The 15,184-nt window shown below is 65.1% G+C and carries 12 protein-coding genes and 2 pseudogenes; 5 read left to right on the top strand and 9 right to left on the bottom strand.

Annotation, left to right across the window (positions count from 1 at the left end):
- The first annotated feature begins 214 nt into the window (after window positions 1-214).
- Window positions 215-1,858, top strand: coding sequence for a S53 family peptidase (locus tag IVB18_RS49480; protein WP_247987266.1), 1,644 nt, complete (start codon window positions 215-217; stop codon window positions 1,856-1,858).
- 42 nt (window positions 1,859-1,900) lie between these two features.
- On the opposite strand, the gene nikR is transcribed toward IVB18_RS49480, so the two are convergent.
- Both nikR and IVB18_RS49470 read right to left on the bottom strand, forming a co-directional pair.
- A complete protein-coding gene (gene nikR / locus IVB18_RS49475; RefSeq protein WP_247987265.1) occupies window positions 1,901-2,347 on the bottom strand; it encodes a nickel-responsive transcriptional regulator NikR in 447 nt (148 codons plus the stop codon).
- A 57-nt stretch (window positions 2,348-2,404) separates the two neighbouring features.
- The gene (locus IVB18_RS49470; RefSeq protein ID WP_276581212.1) at window positions 2,405-4,783 is read right to left on the bottom strand and encodes a heavy metal translocating P-type ATPase; all 2,379 of its coding nucleotides are present in this window, start codon (window positions 4,781-4,783) and stop codon (window positions 2,405-2,407) included.
- A 43-nt stretch (window positions 4,784-4,826) separates the two neighbouring features.
- Between IVB18_RS49470 and IVB18_RS49465 the strand changes: the two are divergent.
- Window positions 4,827-5,101: pseudogene (locus IVB18_RS49465) on the top strand (metal-sensitive transcriptional regulator).
- 193 nt (window positions 5,102-5,294) lie between these two features.
- On the opposite strand, the gene IVB18_RS49460 reads toward IVB18_RS49465, so the two are convergent.
- Window positions 5,295-6,272, bottom strand: coding sequence for a YiiX/YebB-like N1pC/P60 family cysteine hydrolase (locus IVB18_RS49460; protein ID WP_247987264.1), 978 nt, complete (start codon window positions 6,270-6,272; stop codon window positions 5,295-5,297).
- 190 nt (window positions 6,273-6,462) lie between these two features.
- On the opposite strand from IVB18_RS49460, the gene IVB18_RS49455 reads away from it, so the two are divergent.
- A complete protein-coding gene (locus tag IVB18_RS49455; protein ID WP_247987263.1) occupies window positions 6,463-7,860 on the top strand; it encodes an NAD(P)/FAD-dependent oxidoreductase in 1,398 nt (465 codons plus the stop codon).
- Window positions 7,861-8,080: 220 nt separating this feature from the next.
- Here the strand turns inward: IVB18_RS49455 and IVB18_RS49450 are convergent.
- The 4 genes and pseudogenes from IVB18_RS49450 to pheS all read right to left on the bottom strand — a co-directional run.
- Window positions 8,081-8,827 (bottom strand): annotated as a pseudogene (locus IVB18_RS49450) (sulfite exporter TauE/SafE family protein); the annotation flags it as partial.
- A gap of 53 nt (window positions 8,828-8,880) precedes the next feature.
- Window positions 8,881-11,289 (bottom strand): phenylalanine--tRNA ligase subunit beta, encoded by a 2,409-nt coding sequence (pheT, locus tag IVB18_RS49445; protein WP_247987262.1) that lies wholly within the window; start codon window positions 11,287-11,289, stop codon window positions 8,881-8,883.
- A complete protein-coding gene (locus tag IVB18_RS49440; protein WP_247987261.1) occupies window positions 11,286-11,732 on the bottom strand; it encodes a DUF559 domain-containing protein in 447 nt (148 codons plus the stop codon). The genes pheT and IVB18_RS49440 overlap by 4 nt, the downstream gene beginning before the upstream one ends.
- A gap of 221 nt (window positions 11,733-11,953) precedes the next feature.
- Window positions 11,954-13,036 carry a phenylalanine--tRNA ligase subunit alpha gene (gene pheS, locus IVB18_RS49435; RefSeq protein WP_247987260.1) on the bottom strand — a complete coding sequence of 361 codons (1,083 nt, stop codon included), beginning with the start codon at window positions 13,034-13,036 and terminating at the stop codon, window positions 11,954-11,956.
- Between the two features lie 205 nt (window positions 13,037-13,241).
- On the opposite strand from pheS, the gene IVB18_RS49430 reads away from it, so the two are divergent.
- Window positions 13,242-13,649, top strand: a complete 408-nt coding sequence (locus tag IVB18_RS49430; protein WP_247987259.1) for a hypothetical protein — start codon at window positions 13,242-13,244, stop codon at window positions 13,647-13,649.
- Window positions 13,650-13,676: 27 nt separating this feature from the next.
- On the opposite strand, the gene rplT is transcribed toward IVB18_RS49430, so the two are convergent.
- Both rplT and rpmI read right to left on the bottom strand, forming a co-directional pair.
- The gene (rplT, locus tag IVB18_RS49425) at window positions 13,677-14,036 is read right to left on the bottom strand and encodes a 50S ribosomal protein L20 (protein ID WP_247987258.1); all 360 of its coding nucleotides are present in this window, start codon (window positions 14,034-14,036) and stop codon (window positions 13,677-13,679) included.
- Window positions 14,037-14,115: 79 nt separating this feature from the next.
- Window positions 14,116-14,316: a 50S ribosomal protein L35 gene (gene rpmI, locus IVB18_RS49420; RefSeq protein WP_008539890.1), complete on the bottom strand. Its 201-nt coding sequence runs from the start codon at window positions 14,314-14,316 to the stop codon at window positions 14,116-14,118.
- Window positions 14,317-14,580: 264 nt separating this feature from the next.
- Between rpmI and IVB18_RS49415 the strand changes: the two genes are divergently transcribed.
- A complete protein-coding gene (locus tag IVB18_RS49415; protein ID WP_247987257.1) occupies window positions 14,581-14,970 on the top strand; it encodes a hypothetical protein in 390 nt (129 codons plus the stop codon).
- The last annotated feature ends 214 nt before the right edge of the window (window positions 14,971-15,184 follow it).

The raw sequence follows: 15,184 nt of genomic DNA, 5'->3' as shown, positions 1-15,184 counted from the left end.
CCCTGCAGTTGCAATTTTAAATCGAATTCCTTGGCATCGAATGGTCGGGGCTGCTGACAGATTCCGTGCCGATTTGAGCCGTTCGAAGATTTTCCCTGCCAAACAAGGGCTCTCTTGAAAAAATATCGCGCAATGCCTGAACCAATTTCCATTTGAGATTACACCTATAGTTGAGATGCGACAATCTGCCTTCCAATCACAAAAGGAGGAAGTCATGACAGGCCCGACCAAGCGTGTGGCGCTGGCGAATAGCGCACGGAAATTGCCGAAGGGAGCCAAGCTCGTCGGCGCGGCCGATCCCAAGCAGGAAATCGAGATCAGCGTCCGCCTGCGGGCGAAGCGCAACGACGACGAGCAAGTGATGGCGCTCGGCGCGCAACCGCCGCGCGAGCGGCAATATCTCTCGCGTGCCGAGTTCGCCGACCAGATGGGCGCCGATCCCGCCGACGTCGCCCGGCTCGACGATTTCGCCCATCATCACGATCTCAACGTCAAGAGCGTGCACCTGGCATCCCGCACGGTGAAGCTGACCGGCACGGTGAAGGCACTCAGCGCGGCCTTCGGCGTCAAGCTCAACAAGGTCAGGTACGAAGGTGCGATCCATCGCATGCGCAAGGGCAGCGTGCAGATCCCGGCCGATCTCCAGGATATCGTCATCGGCGTGCATGGCCTCGACAACCGGCCGGTGGCGCAGCCCCACTTCCGGCGCAAGGTTCCCAAGAAGGGCGCGTCCTCACGCGCCGCGCAGGGCGGCAGCTTCTCGGTCGATCAGATCGCTCAGCTCTACAATTTTCCGGGCGGCGAGACCGGCGCCGGCCAGTGCATCGCCATCATCGAGCTCAACGACATCGACCAGGAGGGCCATCCCACGGGCGCCGGCTACAAGACGTCGGACCTGCGCACCTTCTTCAAGAAGGCGGGAATTCCGATGCCGAAGATCGCTCCCGCGAGCGTCGACGGCGGCGCCAACAAGCCCGGCCATTCCGACGCCGACGGCGAAGTCGTGCTCGATATCGAGGTCGCCGGCGCGATCGCGCCGGGCGCCAAGATCGTGGTCTATTTCGCGCCCAACACCACCAACGGCTTCATCGACGCGGTGAAAGCCGCAGTCCACGACACCGCGCGAAAACCCTCGGTGATCTCGATCAGCTGGGGCGGGCCGGAAGACCAGGAAGGCTCGCAGCAATTCGTCGACGGCCTGAACGAGGCGATCCGTGATGCCGCCGCGATGGGCGTCACCGTCTGCGTCGCCTCCGGCGACAACGGTTCGGCTGACATGGGCGAGGATTGGGACGGCATGCCGCATGCCGACTTCCCGGCCTCGAGTCCGTTTGCCCTTGCGTGCGGCGGCACCAATCTGAAAGCGCCGAACGGCCACATCAACGAGGTTGTCTGGAACGGCGGGCTGCAGGGCGGCGCGGGCGGCGGCGGTGTCAGCGTCGTGTTCGCGCAGCCGAAATACCAGGCCCACGCGCATGTGCCGAAATCGCCGACGCACCAGCACGGCCGCGGCGTGCCCGATATCTCCGGCGATGCCGATCCGGCGACCGGCTACCGGATCTTTCTCAACGGCGTCGGCACCACGATCGGCGGCACCAGCGCGGTGGCGCCGCTGATGGCCGGACTGCTCGCCCGCATCAACGAGGCCACGACCAAGAAATTCGGCAAGACGGTCGGCTTCATCAATCCGCTGATCTACGCTTCGCATGCGCAAGGCGTGTTCCGCGACATCACGGTCGGCCATAACGACATCACCGGCGATCTGCACGGCATGTACAAGGCCGGCCCCGGCTGGGACGCCTGCTCCGGCCTCGGCGTCCCCAATGGCGAAGCGCTGCAGAATCTACTCGCGGCGTGAGTTTCTATTGCCACTCCCCGCGTGCGGGGAGTGGCAGAGGAGCTACTCATGTCGATGCGCATGCTTCCGCGGCTTCGCCTGCTTGCCTTCCCCGGTCGGGATCATCACCACGCGGCCGTAGCGGACGCCGCGTTCGGCGATGATGTGGTCGGCGAAATGCTTGACCTCGGAGGCGTCGCCGCGCAGCGCCGTCATCTCCATGCAATTGTTGTCATCGAGGTGGACGTGCAGGGTCGCCAGCGCGAGGTCGTGATGGCCGTGGAATTCCTGCACCAGGCGCTTTGAGAGATCGCGCGCGGCGTGGTCGTAGACATAGACGAGGCCGGCGACGCAAGGGCCGGTCTGCGCGCTGTCCTCGGTGCTCCGTTGCAGGCCCGCGCGCGCGAGGTCGCGGATGATCTCGCTGCGGTTCTGGTAGCCGCGGGCTTCCGCCGCGGCGTCGATCTCCGCCAGCAAATCGTCCTCGATCGTGATCGTTATTCGCTGCATCAGATCCTCTCCGCGTGTACCGCCGAATGAACCTGTTTTACATGGATTTTGTCACCCTCACAGCCGTGTCGTACGAAGCCGCAGCGCATTCCCGACCACGCTCACCGACGACAGCGCCATCGCGGCCGCCGCGATGATCGGCGACAGCAGGATACCGAACGCGGGATAGAGGATGCCGGCTGCGATCGGAATGCCGGCGGCGTTGTAGATGAAGGCGAAGAACAGGTTTTGGCGGATGTTGCTCATGGTCGCCTGCGACAGTTTTCGGGCGCGGACGATGCCGGTGAGATCGCCCTTGAGCAGGGTGACGCCGGCGCTCTCCATCGCCACGTCCGTGCCGGTGCCCATGGCGATGCCGACTTCGGCCGCGGCCAGCGCCGGGGCGTCGTTGACGCCGTCGCCGGCCATCGCGACGCTGCGGCCGGCCTTTTGCAGTTTTGCCACCACCGCGCTCTTCTGGTCCGGCAGCACTTCCGCCTCGACGTCGGAGATGCCGAGCTTGCGCGCGACCGCCTCGGCCGTGGTGCGGTTGTCGCCGGTCAGCATGATCACCTTGATGCCCTCGGCGGCCAGCGCCTTCAAGGCCTCCGGAGTCGAAGCCTTGACCGGATCGGCGATAGCGAACAGGCCTGCGAGCGTGCCGTCGACGGCCATGTTGATCACGGTCGCGCCATCGCCGCGCAGCCGCTCGGCTTCTGCGTCGAGCGCCTTGGTGTCGATGCCAATCGAAGCAAAGTATCGGGCATTGCCGAGCACGATGGTTTTGCCGTCGACCTTGCCGGTGGCGCCCTTGCCCGTCGGCGAGTCGAATTGCTCGACCTGGCCGAGGGCAAGCTGCTTCTCCTTCGCCGCGCGGACGACGGCGTCGGCCAGGGGATGCTCGCTGGCGCGCTCGACACTGGCTGCCAGCCGAAGGACGTCGTCCTCGGCAAAACCAGTGGCCGGCACGATCGCGACCACCTTCGGCTTGCCCTCGGTCAGCGTGCCGGTCTTGTCGACCACGAGCGTGTCGATCTTCTCCATCCGCTCCAGCGCCTCCGCGTTCTTGATCAGGACGCCGGCCTGTGCACCACGTCCGACGCCGACCATGATCGACATCGGGGTTGCGAGCCCGAGCGCGCAGGGGCAGGCGATGATCAGCACGCTGACGGCGGCAACCAGGCCGAAGGCGAGCCGCGGCTCCGGTCCGAACCAGGCCCAGGCGGCGAAGGCGACGATGGCGACCGCGATGACGGTCGGCACGAACCAGCCGGCGACCTGGTCAGCCAGCCGCTGGATCGGCGCGCGCGAGCGCTGTGCGTCCGCGACCATCTGCACGATCTGCGACAGCAGCGTCTCGCGCCCGACCTTGTCGGCACGCATGATGAAGCTGCCGGACTGGTTGAGCGTGCCGGCGATCACTTTTGCGCCGGTCTCCTTGGTGACGGGCATGGATTCGCCGGTCACGAGGGATTCGTCGAGCGAGGAGCGGCCTTCGAGAATGATGCCATCGACCGGCACCTTCTCGCCGGGGCGGACGCGCAAGCGGTCGCCGGCATGAAGCGCGTCGATCTCGACCTCGTGCTCGCTGCCATCGGCGTCGACACGGCGCGCGGTCTTGGGCGCGAGCCGTAACAGCGCCTTGATCGCGCCCGACGTCGCATCGCGCGCGCGCAGCTCCAATACCTGGCCGAGCAGCACCAGCACGGTGATGACCGCGGCCGCCTCGAAATACACGGCAACCGCGCCTTCGTGACTTCGGAACGTGGCGGGGAAGATCTGCGGCGCCAGCGTTCCGATCAGGCTGTAGACATAAGCAACGCCTGTGCCCATCGCGATCAGCGTGAACATGTTCAGATTGCGCGTGACCAGCGACTGCCAGCCGCGGACGAAGAACGGCCAGCCGGCCCACAGCACGACGGGCGTGGCGAAGACAAGCTGGATCCAGTTCGACAGCGCCGGATCGATCCAATTGTGCGGGCCCGCGAGATGTCCGCCCATCTCCAGCACCACGGCCGGCAGCGCCAGCGCGCCGCCGATCCAGAACCGCCGCGTCATGTCGGCGAGCTCCGGATTGGGTCCGGTCTCCAGGCTTGCGACCTCCGGTTCCAGCGCCATGCCGCAGATCGGGCAGCTTCCCCGGCCGACCTGGCGGATCTCCGGATGCATCGGGCAGGTGTAGATCGTGCCCGCGGGCATCTCGGGCTCGGGCGCCTTCTCCTTGGCGAGATATTTTGCGGGATCGGCGGCGAATTTGGTGCGGCAGCCGGCCGAGCAGAAATGGAAGGTCTCACCGTGATGATCGAAGCGGTGCTTGGACGTCGCAGGATCGACCGTCATGCCGCAGACGGGATCGCGGACTTTCGTCGGCGCGCTTCCGTGGTCGTGGTCATGATGATGAGCGTGACCTGCATGATTGCCGTGATGGTACCCGTGTGCGGCGTTTTTCATGGTCATGCTCCGGTCTTGCACTTATACCCCAGGGGGGTATATAGAGGCCATGCGCACAGACATCAAGGCATCTGTCGGAAAACGTCTCGGCCGGATCGAGGGTCAGGTTCGCGGCCTCTCGAAAATGGTCGAGGAGGACCGCTACTGCATCGACATCGTGACGCAGATTTCCGCAGTGCGCGCCGCGTTGCGCCGGGTCGAGGAGAGGTCCTGAAGGACCACGTCGCCCATTGCGTCGAGCACGCGATCGCCAGCGGCGACAAGGCGGACCAGCGCGAGAAGATCGCTGAGCTGATGGCTGTGATCGGCCGGGCGGAGCGGTAGGCTTTTCACGCACTCCGCCATTGCGAGCGCGCACAATACCTCCCCGATGTCGTCCTGGCGAAGGCAGGACCCATTACCCCAGGGAGCAGTTTGGCGAAGACTAGAAGTTGAACTCTCTGCCGGTACCAAGACCGCCCGCAATCGATAGATTCCGCGGTATGGGGTCCTGGCTTTCGCCAGGACGACATTGGAGCTATGCCGCCCTCTCACGCACCCGCGCCCGTCGCGTCGGGCGGTACATCGCGATCTTCTTCAGCAGCAGAAAATGCTCCGAGACGGTCACGCGTTCCACCGTCTCCGCAGGTTGCGCGATCACTTCTTCAGCCGGAACCGGCGCCTCTTCGTCAATCGCCTCAGGAACGAGCGGCGGCGCACGGAACGTTTCTGGAAACACACTGAAGGTGCCGGCTACCTCCTCGAGCGGCTTCTGCTTGTCGGCCCAGTGCAGGGCGGTGTAGTCGAAGCCGTGCACGATGGTGGGTTTGACGACTTCGAAATAGGGCGAGATGTCGAAGTCGCGGGGCATGTAGAGCGAAGAATCGCGGATGTGCAGGATCTCGCGGCGGGCGGCGCGGCTGCCGGCCTTGGTGATCTTCGGCAGGATCGGATAGCGCACCGCGTCGAAGGCCTGCGCGATCAGCGCCGAGCAGATGATCTTGGTGGGATCACCCGAGCCGATCGCGATCATGCGGCGCCGCCAGCGCTGCGGTATCGGCAGCGGAAACAGAAAGCGCATCAGGTCGACGATGTTCTTGGTGTCGTAGCCGAAGCCGATGCGGTTGATCGCATAGCGGCAGACCGTGGTGCGGTCCTCATGGGACAGCCCGACCGGGCGGCAGAGGCGGGTGTGATAGGGAAAATATTTCGACAGCGGCGCGGAGGTGACGCCTTCGCCGATATTGGCCTCGATCAGCACGTGCGGTTCGCCGTCGGGCTCCTCGGCACCCTCGATCGGGCCGACATAGAGTGCGGCATGCGACCAGGTCGACTGCGTCAGGTACTTGATGATGCCGGAAATGCGGTTGTTGCCCTCGACCAGCAGCACGTCGCCGGACTCGATGACGCCGCGCAGATGCTCCGGGTCGCTCGGCGTAAACGGCTCATACCCCGGCACCTCCTTCGAGAGGTACGCGGCAATGAGCTTGCCGGCTGAGTCTAGGACGGTCCCCATGTCGAACTCCCCACGGCCTTTTCCGACCGTCTTTTTCCTTCTCTTATCATGGTCCAAACGTCTTGCAATTCGGTTCATCGCTCTGTGAGGTCAAGCACGATTGATTCACCATGATAGTTGCCGCGCAACACCGGATGCGGCAAGGTTCGCTAGCTGTTCCCGTTCGCCGCAAGTCTCCGGAAACCATGACATGACTATCACGCGCCGCAGCTTCCTATCGGCGTCGGCAGCCTTTGCCGCAGTGCCGGTCCTGCGCGCAACCGCCGCTACCCTGCCCCGCGAGGCTGACATTGTCGTGATCGGCGCGGGTGCGGCGGGAATCGCCGCGGCGCGGCGCGTCATGGCGGCCAATCGCAAGGTCGTGGTGGTGGAGGCGGCGTCGCAGATCGGCGGCCGCTGCATCACCGATAGCACGACCTTCGACGTGCCGTTCGATCGCGGCGCGCGCTGGATGCACAATCCCGAGACCAATCCGATGATCCGGCTGGCGCGCAGCGCCGGGCTCGATGTCCTGCCGGCGCCGTCGGGCCAGAAGATGCGCATCGGCCGCCGCAACGCGCGCGCCGGCGAGACCGAGGAATTTCTGGCGGCGCTGGTGCGGGCCAACCGCGGCATCGACGAAGCCGCGCGCGGCAAGCTGGATACATCTTGCGCATCAGTGCTGCCCAAGGATCTCGGCGATTGGGCCGGCGCGGCGGAGTTCGTGCTCGGTGCAAGCTTTGCCGGCAAGGATCTGAGGGAACTCTCGGCAATCGACAAGGCGCGCGCGCAAGACCGCAATGCCGCGATCGCCTGCCGCCAGGGCCTGGGCACGCTGATCACGAAACTCGGCGAGCAGGCGCCGGTCGCGCTGTCGACGCCGGCGAGCCGCATCGTCTGGAGCAATCGCGACGTCAGCGTGGAGACGCCATCCGGGAAGATCACTGCGCGCGCCGCGATCATCACGGTCTCGACCAACGTGCTGACCGCGGGGGCGATCAAGTTTGCGCCCGATATCCCGAAGCGCACGCTCGATGCCGCGTCAAAGCTCGGCCTTGGCAGCTACGATCACATCGTGCTGCAACTGCCCGGAAACCCGCTGGGGCTGTCGCGCGACGACATCCTCATCGAGCAGAGCAATTCGACGCGCACGGCGCTGCTGTTCGCCAATATCGGCGGCTCCTCGCTGTGCTCGATCGATGTCGGCGGCGCATTCGGCCGCGAGCTCTCGGGGCAGGGCGAGAAGGCGATGATCGCCTTCGCCAAGGAGTGGATCACAAAACTGTTCGGCAGCGAGGCTGCCGCGGCCGTGCAGAAGACCAGCGCCACGCGCTGGAATGCCTCGCCCTTTGTCATGGGCGCGATGTCGGCGGCCTCGCCCGGCGGCCAGCTCTCGCGAAAAATTCTGGCCGAGCCGATCGGCTGCATGTTCCTTGCGGGCGAAGCCAGCCACGAGACACTTTGGGGCACCGTCGACGGCGCCTGGGAAAGCGGCGAGCGCGCCGCGGATGCGGCCTTGCGCAAGATCGGCGCGTTGAAGGACGAACCGGCTGATGTCCCGACGCAATCGACCAAGCGCCGCCGGACGACGCAACCGCAGCGCAATTGAGCCGAGATATATTCGGTCGTCGTCCTGGACAAGCGCAGCGACGGGCAGGCGCGTAGCGCTGTCTGGCAGCGGAGCGCAGATCCAGGACCCATTACCACAGGGAGAAGTTTGGCGAAGACTTGTGGCTACCAGCTCGCGCGGCAAACGCTGACCGGGGTAATGGGTCCTGGCTTTTGCCAGGACGACCACGGATAGAGTTATCGCAGCACCCCGTCCAGCACGGCAGCCCGGCAACAACCGCCATCGCGATCAGCACGTAGCAGATGCCGCGGAATACCGTCTCGCTGGCGCGGCCGAACAGGGATGCGCCGAAGGCGACGCCGATGGCGTAGACCGGGCCGACGACGAGCGAGAGCCCGAGCGACTCGCGTGAGATCAGGCCGGTGGTCGCGTAGCTGACCATCGAGAAGAAATCCGACGCGCCGAAGAACAGCAGGATGTTGGTGCGTTCGACGATCGGGGCGATCGGACGGCCGAGCCAGTAGCCGACGATCGGCGGGCCGCCGGTCTGCGCCAGTCCGCTACAAAAGCCCGACAGGCTGCCGATGCCGACCGACAGCCAGGCGTGGTCCTTGCCGCGATAGCGCCAGCCCGACAGCAGCAGCAGAAGCAGTGCTGCGACGAAGCACGAGATGATTCAGCGCGTGGTGACGGGCTCGAGCACGCTGAGGAAATAGGTGCCGACGGGCACGCCGACCAGCGCGCCCAGCACGATCACGGCGGTGGCCTTGCGGTCTGCCTTGCGCCACGCGTCGGGAACGAGCGGCGCCGCCGCGACGAAATCGATGACGAGGAGCAATGCGGCGACGAGCCGCGGCGCAGCGACGCTGCTGGCGAGCGGCATGAAGATCAGCGCCGAGCCGAAGCCGGAGAAGCCGCGCGCCGTGCCCGAGACGAAAGCGACGGCGCAGAGCGCCATCGCGATGGTGAGGCTGACGTCCTTCGGAAGAAGGTCGGTGAGATTCATGCTCTATGTTTGGAGCATGATGTTGTCCGAAAACCGCTTCACACTTTTCGGCATCATGCCCTCAAGGTGCCGCCCGTCTTCTTCGTGACTTCCGCCACGATCTTCGCGGCGACGGCCTCGATCTCCTGGTCGGTCAGCGTCTTCTCGCGGGGCTGGATCGTCACCGCGATTGCGATCGACTTCTTGCCGTCATCGATGCCCTTGCCTTCATAGACGTCGAACACGTTGACGCCGGTGATCAGCTTCTTGTCGACGCTCTGCGCCGCGCGCACGATGTCGCCGGCCTTCACGGTGCGATCGACGATGAAAGCGAAGTCGCGCGAGACCGGCTGGAATGCCGGCAACTCGATCGCGGGTTTCGCGCGGGTCGGCTTCTTCTTCGCCTCGGGGACACGGTCGAGGATCATCTCGAACACCATCAGCGGTCCGTCGGCGCCGAGCGCCTCGAGCGTGCGCGGGTGCATCTCGCCGAAATAGCCGAGCACGTTCTGCGGGCCGATCTGGATCGTACCGGAGCGACCGGGATGCAGCCATCCCGGACCACCGGCGACGATCTGAAGCGCTTGCATCGGCGCGCCGGCGGCGGCCAGCACCGCGAGCGCGTCGGCCTTGGCGTCGAACAATTCGGCTTGGGCCGAATCCGACCAGTGCCGGCCGAGACCTTCCGACGAGGCAAAGCCACGGCGAACGCCGCTCGCCGCCGTGAACTGATCCTGCGGACGGTCGCCCTTGAAGACCTGGCCGACCTCGAACAGCGCGACATCGCCAAAGCCGCGATCGGCGTTGGCCTGCGCCGCCGCGATCAGGCCCGCCAGAAGGGTCGGGCGCATGTCGGAAAGGTCCGACGCGATCGGGTTGGCCACTTCGAGTTCACGCTGGCCGCCGCCGAACAACTCGGCCGCGGGCTTCGTGATGAACGACCAGGTCACGGCCTCGATCATGCCGCGGGTCGCGAGCGCCCGCCTGGCGCGGCGGGTGCGGAGCTGTATCGGCGTCAGCACGGATTTGCGCGCGTCCTCGCCGCGCTCGAACGGCGTCTCCGGAACCTTGTCGATGCCGTAGATGCGGATGACCTCCTCGACGATGTCGGCCTTGCCGTGCACGTCCGAGCGCCAGGACGGCACCGCGACCTTCACCACCGGGCCAGGGCCCGCCATCATGAAGCCGAGATGGGTGAGGATGCGCTTCATCTCCGGCTGCGGCACCTCAATGCCGGACAGCCGCTTCACCTCGGTGACCGGAAAATCGATTACGCGGTCGTCGCCGAAGGCCTTGCCGACCACGACGTTCTCTGACGGCGCGCCGCCGCACATGTCCATCACCAGCTTGGTCGCGAGCTCCAGCCCCGGCACCATGAAGGCCGGATCGACGCCGCGCTCGAAGCGGTAGCGTGCATCTGAATTGATGCCGAGCTTGCGGCCGGTCTGGGCGATGTTGATCTCGTTCCACAGCGCCGATTCGATCAGCACGTCGGTGGTGTTCTCATCGCAGCCCGAGGCCTCGCCGCCCATGATGCCGGCAAGCGATTCGACGCCATGGTCGTCGGCGATGACGCAGATGTTGGCGTCGAGATTGTAGGTGCGGTCGTCGAGCGCCAGCAGCGTCTCGCCGTCGCGGCCCCGACGCACCACGAGATTACCCCTGACCTTCTTCGCGTCGAACACATGCAACGGTCGCGCGCGGTCATAGGTCATGAAGTTGGTGATATCGACCAGCGCGTTGATCGGACGCAGCCCGATCGCAGTCAGCCGCTTTTGCAGCCATTCCGGCGACGGGCCGTTCTTCACGCCGCGCACCAGCCTGAGCGCGAAGCCCGGACACAGCGCGGCGTCCTCGACCGTGACTTTCACGGGACACGGGAATTCGCCCTTGATCGCCTTGATGGTCGGATCTTTGAGTTTGCCCATATCGGCTGCGGCAAGATCGCGCGCGATGCCATGGACGCCGGTGCAGTCTTGCCGGTTCGGCGTTAAGTTGATCTCGATCGCGGGATCGCCGAGGCCGGCCCATTCGGCATAGCCGGCGCCGATCGGGGCGTCCGCCGGCAATTCCATGATGCCGTCATGGTCGTTCGAGATTTGCAGTTCGGCTGCCGAGCACAGCATGCCGCGGCTCTCGACGCCGCGGATGGTGCCGACCCCGAGCGTGATGTCCTTGCCGGGAATGTAGGTGCCGGGCGGTGAGAATACGCTGACCAGACCGGCGCGCGCATTCGGCGCACCGCACACGACCTGCACGGGCGCGCCACCATCGCCGGTATCGACCATGCAGACGCGCAGCCGATCCGCATTCGGATGCTGCTCGGCGGAGATCACCTTGGCGATGGAGAACGGCTTCAGCGCCTTCGCCTTGTCCTCGATGTTCTCGACCTCGAGCCCGATCATGGTGAGCTTGTCGGCAAGCTTGTCCAGCGGCTCGTCGGTGTCGAGATGATCCTTCAGCCAGGAGAGGGTGAATTTCATGGCTGCTTTTTCTCCACGGAGACGGTCTGCTCCCTCTCCCGCTTGCGGGGGAGGGTTGGGGTGGGGGCTCTCTCCGCAATGGCAGTGGCGATTGTTTCGAGAACGCCGACGCGATTTGTCGTCAAGTCGTGATTGCTGAAGCGGAGGATTTTGAAGCCTCGCGCTTCGATGATGGCGGAGCGATGTGCATCCGCGCGCTCACCTTTGTCGGAGAAGTGCTGGCCGCCATCGAGCTCGATAACGAGCTTTGCCGCATGGCAGATGAAGTCGGCGACGTAGCGCTCGATCGGCACTTGACGACGAAAAACCACACCGTTCAGTCGGCCGGCGCGCAGCTCCGACCAGAGGATGCGCTCTGCATCGGTCGAATTGCGCCTGAGCGCGAGCGCATTGGCCCGTAGCTTGGACGATATTTTCCAGTCCGAATGCTTAGGATCGACCATTGGCAACCCCATCGAGGAGACACCCTCACCCCAGCCCTCCCCCGCAAGCGGGGGAGGGAGTTCGACCTGTCGAGCGGACAGAGAATACGTACCCATGGGATAAACGCTGCGCGCTCGCTCTATCCGTTCCCTCCCCCGCAAGCGGGGGAGGGGCAGGGAGAGGGTTCTCTCCGCGGAGGGAACGGAGAAAGTCTTCGCTAGCTCACGTCCGAGCTGTGCCATCACGAGCTCAGCCCTCCCGCGAGTGTGGGCACTTCCAGCGGCTTGAAGCCGTAATGGGACAGCCAGCGGACATCGTTGTCGAACAGCTGGCGCAAATCGCTCATGCCGTATTTCAGCATCGCGATGCGGTCGATGCCCATGCCCCAGGCGAAACCCTGGTACTCGTCGGGATCGATGCCGCAGGCGCGCAGCACGTTCGGGTGCACCATGCCGCAGCCCAAAATCTCGAGCCAATCCTCGCCCTCGCCGAAGCGGATCTCGCCCTTGTCGCGGCGGCACTGGATGTCGACTTCGAGCGACGGCTCGGTGAACGGGAAGAACGACGGCCGGAAGCGCATGTTGATGTGGTCGACCTCGAAGAACGCCTTGCAGAACTCGTGCAGGATCCATTTGAGGTGGCCGAGATGCGAGTGCTTGTCGATGACGAGACCCTCGACTTGGTGGAATTGCGGCGTGTGCGTCGCATCCGAATCGATGCGGTAGGTGCGGCCCGGGCAGATCACGCGGATCGGTGGCTTCTGGCTCAGCATGGTGCGCACCTGCACGGGCGAGGTGTGGGTCCGCAGCAGCATGCGCGAGCCGTCCTCCTTCGGATGGAAGAAGAAGGTGTCGTGCATCTCGCGCGCGGGATGGCCTTCGGGGAAGTTCAGCTTGGTGAAGTTGTAATCGTCGGTCTCGATATCGGGACCTTCGGCGACCGAGAAACCCATGTCGGCGAAGATCGTGGTCAGCTCGTCCCAGACCTGGCTCAGCGGATGGATGCGGCCGGCCTCGGCCGGCGTATCGCGCAGCGGCAGGGTGACGTCGATGGTCTCGGAGGCGAGCCGTGCGTCCAGCGCTGCCGACTTCAGGACGTCGCGCCGCGCGGCGAGCGCTTGCATGACCTTGTCCTTGGCGAGGTTGATCGCGGCACCTTGCGTCTTGCGCTCGTCCGGCGACATTTTTCCGAGCGTGGCGAGAAGCGCGGAGATCGAGCCCTTCTTGCCGAGGGAAGCGACGCGGGCGGCTTCGAGGGCGGCTTCGTCGCCGGCGGCGGCGATCTGGTCGAGGATGGATGTTTCGAGGCTGGCAAGGTCGGACACGGTCGGATCCTTAAGCTTTCAAAAGGCTGCCGGGTTGTGGCCGCAGCCGGGCCGAAACGTCAAGCCGTATGCAGCGTGAAGACTGCCGCGGGCATGTTATCTGGACGCGTTTTCTTGACGCGAACCGGGCCCCGTTTCGCTCGAAAACGCTATGTTGAACCGACTCGTCATGGCTGGCACCAACCTGAAATCGAAGGAGAGGACGATGCGTCTGCGATCCTGCCTGGCCGGTCTGGCCCTGGTTCTTCTGGGAGGCGTCGCTCACGCCGCGGAGGAGTGCCCGGCCAAATCCACGTCGATGGACGACATCGTCGCCGTCCTCAACGCAGCGCCGGGCTGCGACCGTGCCATGAAGCTGTTCGAAGCCTGCGCATACGGCGCCAGCGGCGACGTGCAGTTCGGCGAAGTGGTCGAGAAGAAGTGCGAGGCTGATTTTCTTAGGCCTCTGAAGCCGCCGCAGAAGCTCAGCTATCAGCGCGAGTTGCGGGCCTGCGACCGGAAATACCGGAACAAGTCCGGCACAATGTATCTCTCGGCCACAGCCTTCTGCCGGGCGGAGGTCGCCCAGCGCTACTCGCGAAGCGCGCTGAAGGCCGGGGGAGCCGGCCGTTAGCGCTTGGCTTTACTTCAACGCCTTGGCTCAGGCGGCGAGAGCGGCCTTGGCCTTCTCGGCGATCGCTTGGAACGACGCGGGTTCGTTGATCGCGAGATCCGACAGCACCTTGCGGTCGACCATGATGCCCGACTTGGCCAGGCCGTCGATAAATCGGCTGTAGGTCATGCCGAACGGACGGACAGCAGCGTTGAGGCGCTGGATCCAGAGCGCGCGGAAAGTGCGCTTCTTGCGCTTGCGATCACGGAAGGCGTACTGCTGGGCCTTCTCGACGGCCGGCTTGGCGGCGCGGATGGTGTTCTTGCGGCGGCCGTAGAAACCCTTGGCGGCCTTGTAGACTTTCTTGTGCTTGGCGTGGGCGGTCACACCGCGTTTGACGCGAGACATGACAAAATCCTTCAGAGATGACTTGGTTTTCGGATCGCCGCGTCAATCGCGGCGCAGGTGGCAGTGATCGTGGACGCGATCAGGCGTTCGGCAAGAAGTACTTCTTGACGTTGTCGCCGTCGGTCTTGAACAGCACGCGAGTGCCGCGGAGCTGACGGATCTGCTTCTTCGTCCGCTTGATCATGCCGTGACGCTTGCCGCGCTGGGCGTGCATCACTTTGCCGGTGGCAGTCACCTTGAAGCGCTTTTTGGCGCCCGATTTGGTCTTCAGCTTGGGCATTTTGCTCTCCTATGGCCACAACAGAACGCCGCCCGTGAAGGCGGCTGGCCGTCCAAATGCTCGTTAGAGCGTTGATTGTGCTCAGGTTTTTGCGAACTAGCGCGAAACCCGCACGGACATCGCCACGGCAGCCCTTAAATCAGCCGGGCGATGAAGGCTGGGCTTATGGCAGAGCGAGAGCCAAATGGCAACGGTGAACCGCCAGAACCGGCCCGCCGACTATTTGAGATCGCCACATGTTTCCCCGCCTGGAGCTGGACCCAAATGGCCGATTTCCCGCGATTCTCTAACCGCTTGCCGCACCGCCTGGCGCTCCTTGCCGTGCTCGCCGCAGCGGCGCTGCCGTCAACCGCCGACGCCCGCAGAGGCGGCTATAACGGCGTCTGGAATGTCACCTTCGCCACCACCCGCGGCAATTGCAGCTCGGGCTACAGCGTTCCCTTCACCGTGATCGGGAATCGGGTGTCGTCCGCCGGCGGCGGCCGGGTCTCGGGCAGGGTCAATCGCGGCGGCGCCGTTGCGGTCCGCGTCTCGGTCGGCGCGTCCCACGCCAGCGGCGGCGGCCGGCTTGCCGGCATGGCCGGTGCCGGGTGGTGGAGCGGCATCATCTCCGGCGACCGCTGCCGCGGCACCTGGCAGGCGACGCGGACGTAAGGGACCGATCGATCACCATGGTGACGGTGCGCCCCCTCTCCCGCTTGCGGGCGCTTGCGGGAGAGGGTCGGGGAGAGGGTATCTCCGCAACGAAGAACCCCCCGAGAGGCGAGAGCCCTCACCCGCGCCGCCCAGGCGCGCGGTGCGCTGCCGAACGCCGCGACTTCTCCCGCAAGCGGAAGAGGTGAACAACAAAAACGGCCCGCCGGATGTC

This window comes from Bradyrhizobium sp. 186, from assembly GCF_023101685.1.
GTDB lineage: Bacteria > Pseudomonadota > Alphaproteobacteria > Rhizobiales > Xanthobacteraceae > Bradyrhizobium.
This window is presented reverse-complemented; position numbering and strand designations above follow the sequence as displayed.

Excerpts from the sequence above, each read along its gene's own strand:
- IVB18_RS49470 (WP_276581212.1), bottom strand. The coding sequence starts at position 4,783 with ATGACCATGAAAAACGCCGCACACGGGTACCATCACGGCAATCATGCA.
- IVB18_RS49415 (WP_247987257.1), top strand. The coding sequence starts at position 14,581 with ATGGCCGATTTCCCGCGATTCTCTAACCGCTTGCCGCACCGCCTGGCG.
- IVB18_RS49480 (WP_247987266.1), top strand. The coding sequence starts at position 215 with ATGACAGGCCCGACCAAGCGTGTGGCGCTGGCGAATAGCGCACGGAAA.
- rpmI (WP_008539890.1), bottom strand. The coding sequence starts at position 14,316 with ATGCCCAAGCTGAAGACCAAATCGGGCGCCAAAAAGCGCTTCAAGGTG.
- IVB18_RS49440 (WP_247987261.1), bottom strand. The coding sequence starts at position 11,732 with ATGGTCGATCCTAAGCATTCGGACTGGAAAATATCGTCCAAGCTACGG.
- IVB18_RS49460 (WP_247987264.1), bottom strand. The coding sequence starts at position 6,272 with ATGGGGACCGTCCTAGACTCAGCCGGCAAGCTCATTGCCGCGTACCTC.
- IVB18_RS49455 (WP_247987263.1), top strand. The coding sequence starts at position 6,463 with ATGACTATCACGCGCCGCAGCTTCCTATCGGCGTCGGCAGCCTTTGCC.
- IVB18_RS49430 (WP_247987259.1), top strand. The coding sequence starts at position 13,242 with ATGCGTCTGCGATCCTGCCTGGCCGGTCTGGCCCTGGTTCTTCTGGGA.
- pheT (WP_247987262.1), bottom strand. The coding sequence starts at position 11,289 with ATGAAATTCACCCTCTCCTGGCTGAAGGATCATCTCGACACCGACGAG.
- rplT (WP_247987258.1), bottom strand. The coding sequence starts at position 14,036 with ATGTCTCGCGTCAAACGCGGTGTGACCGCCCACGCCAAGCACAAGAAA.
- nikR (WP_247987265.1), bottom strand. The coding sequence starts at position 2,347 with ATGCAGCGAATAACGATCACGATCGAGGACGATTTGCTGGCGGAGATC.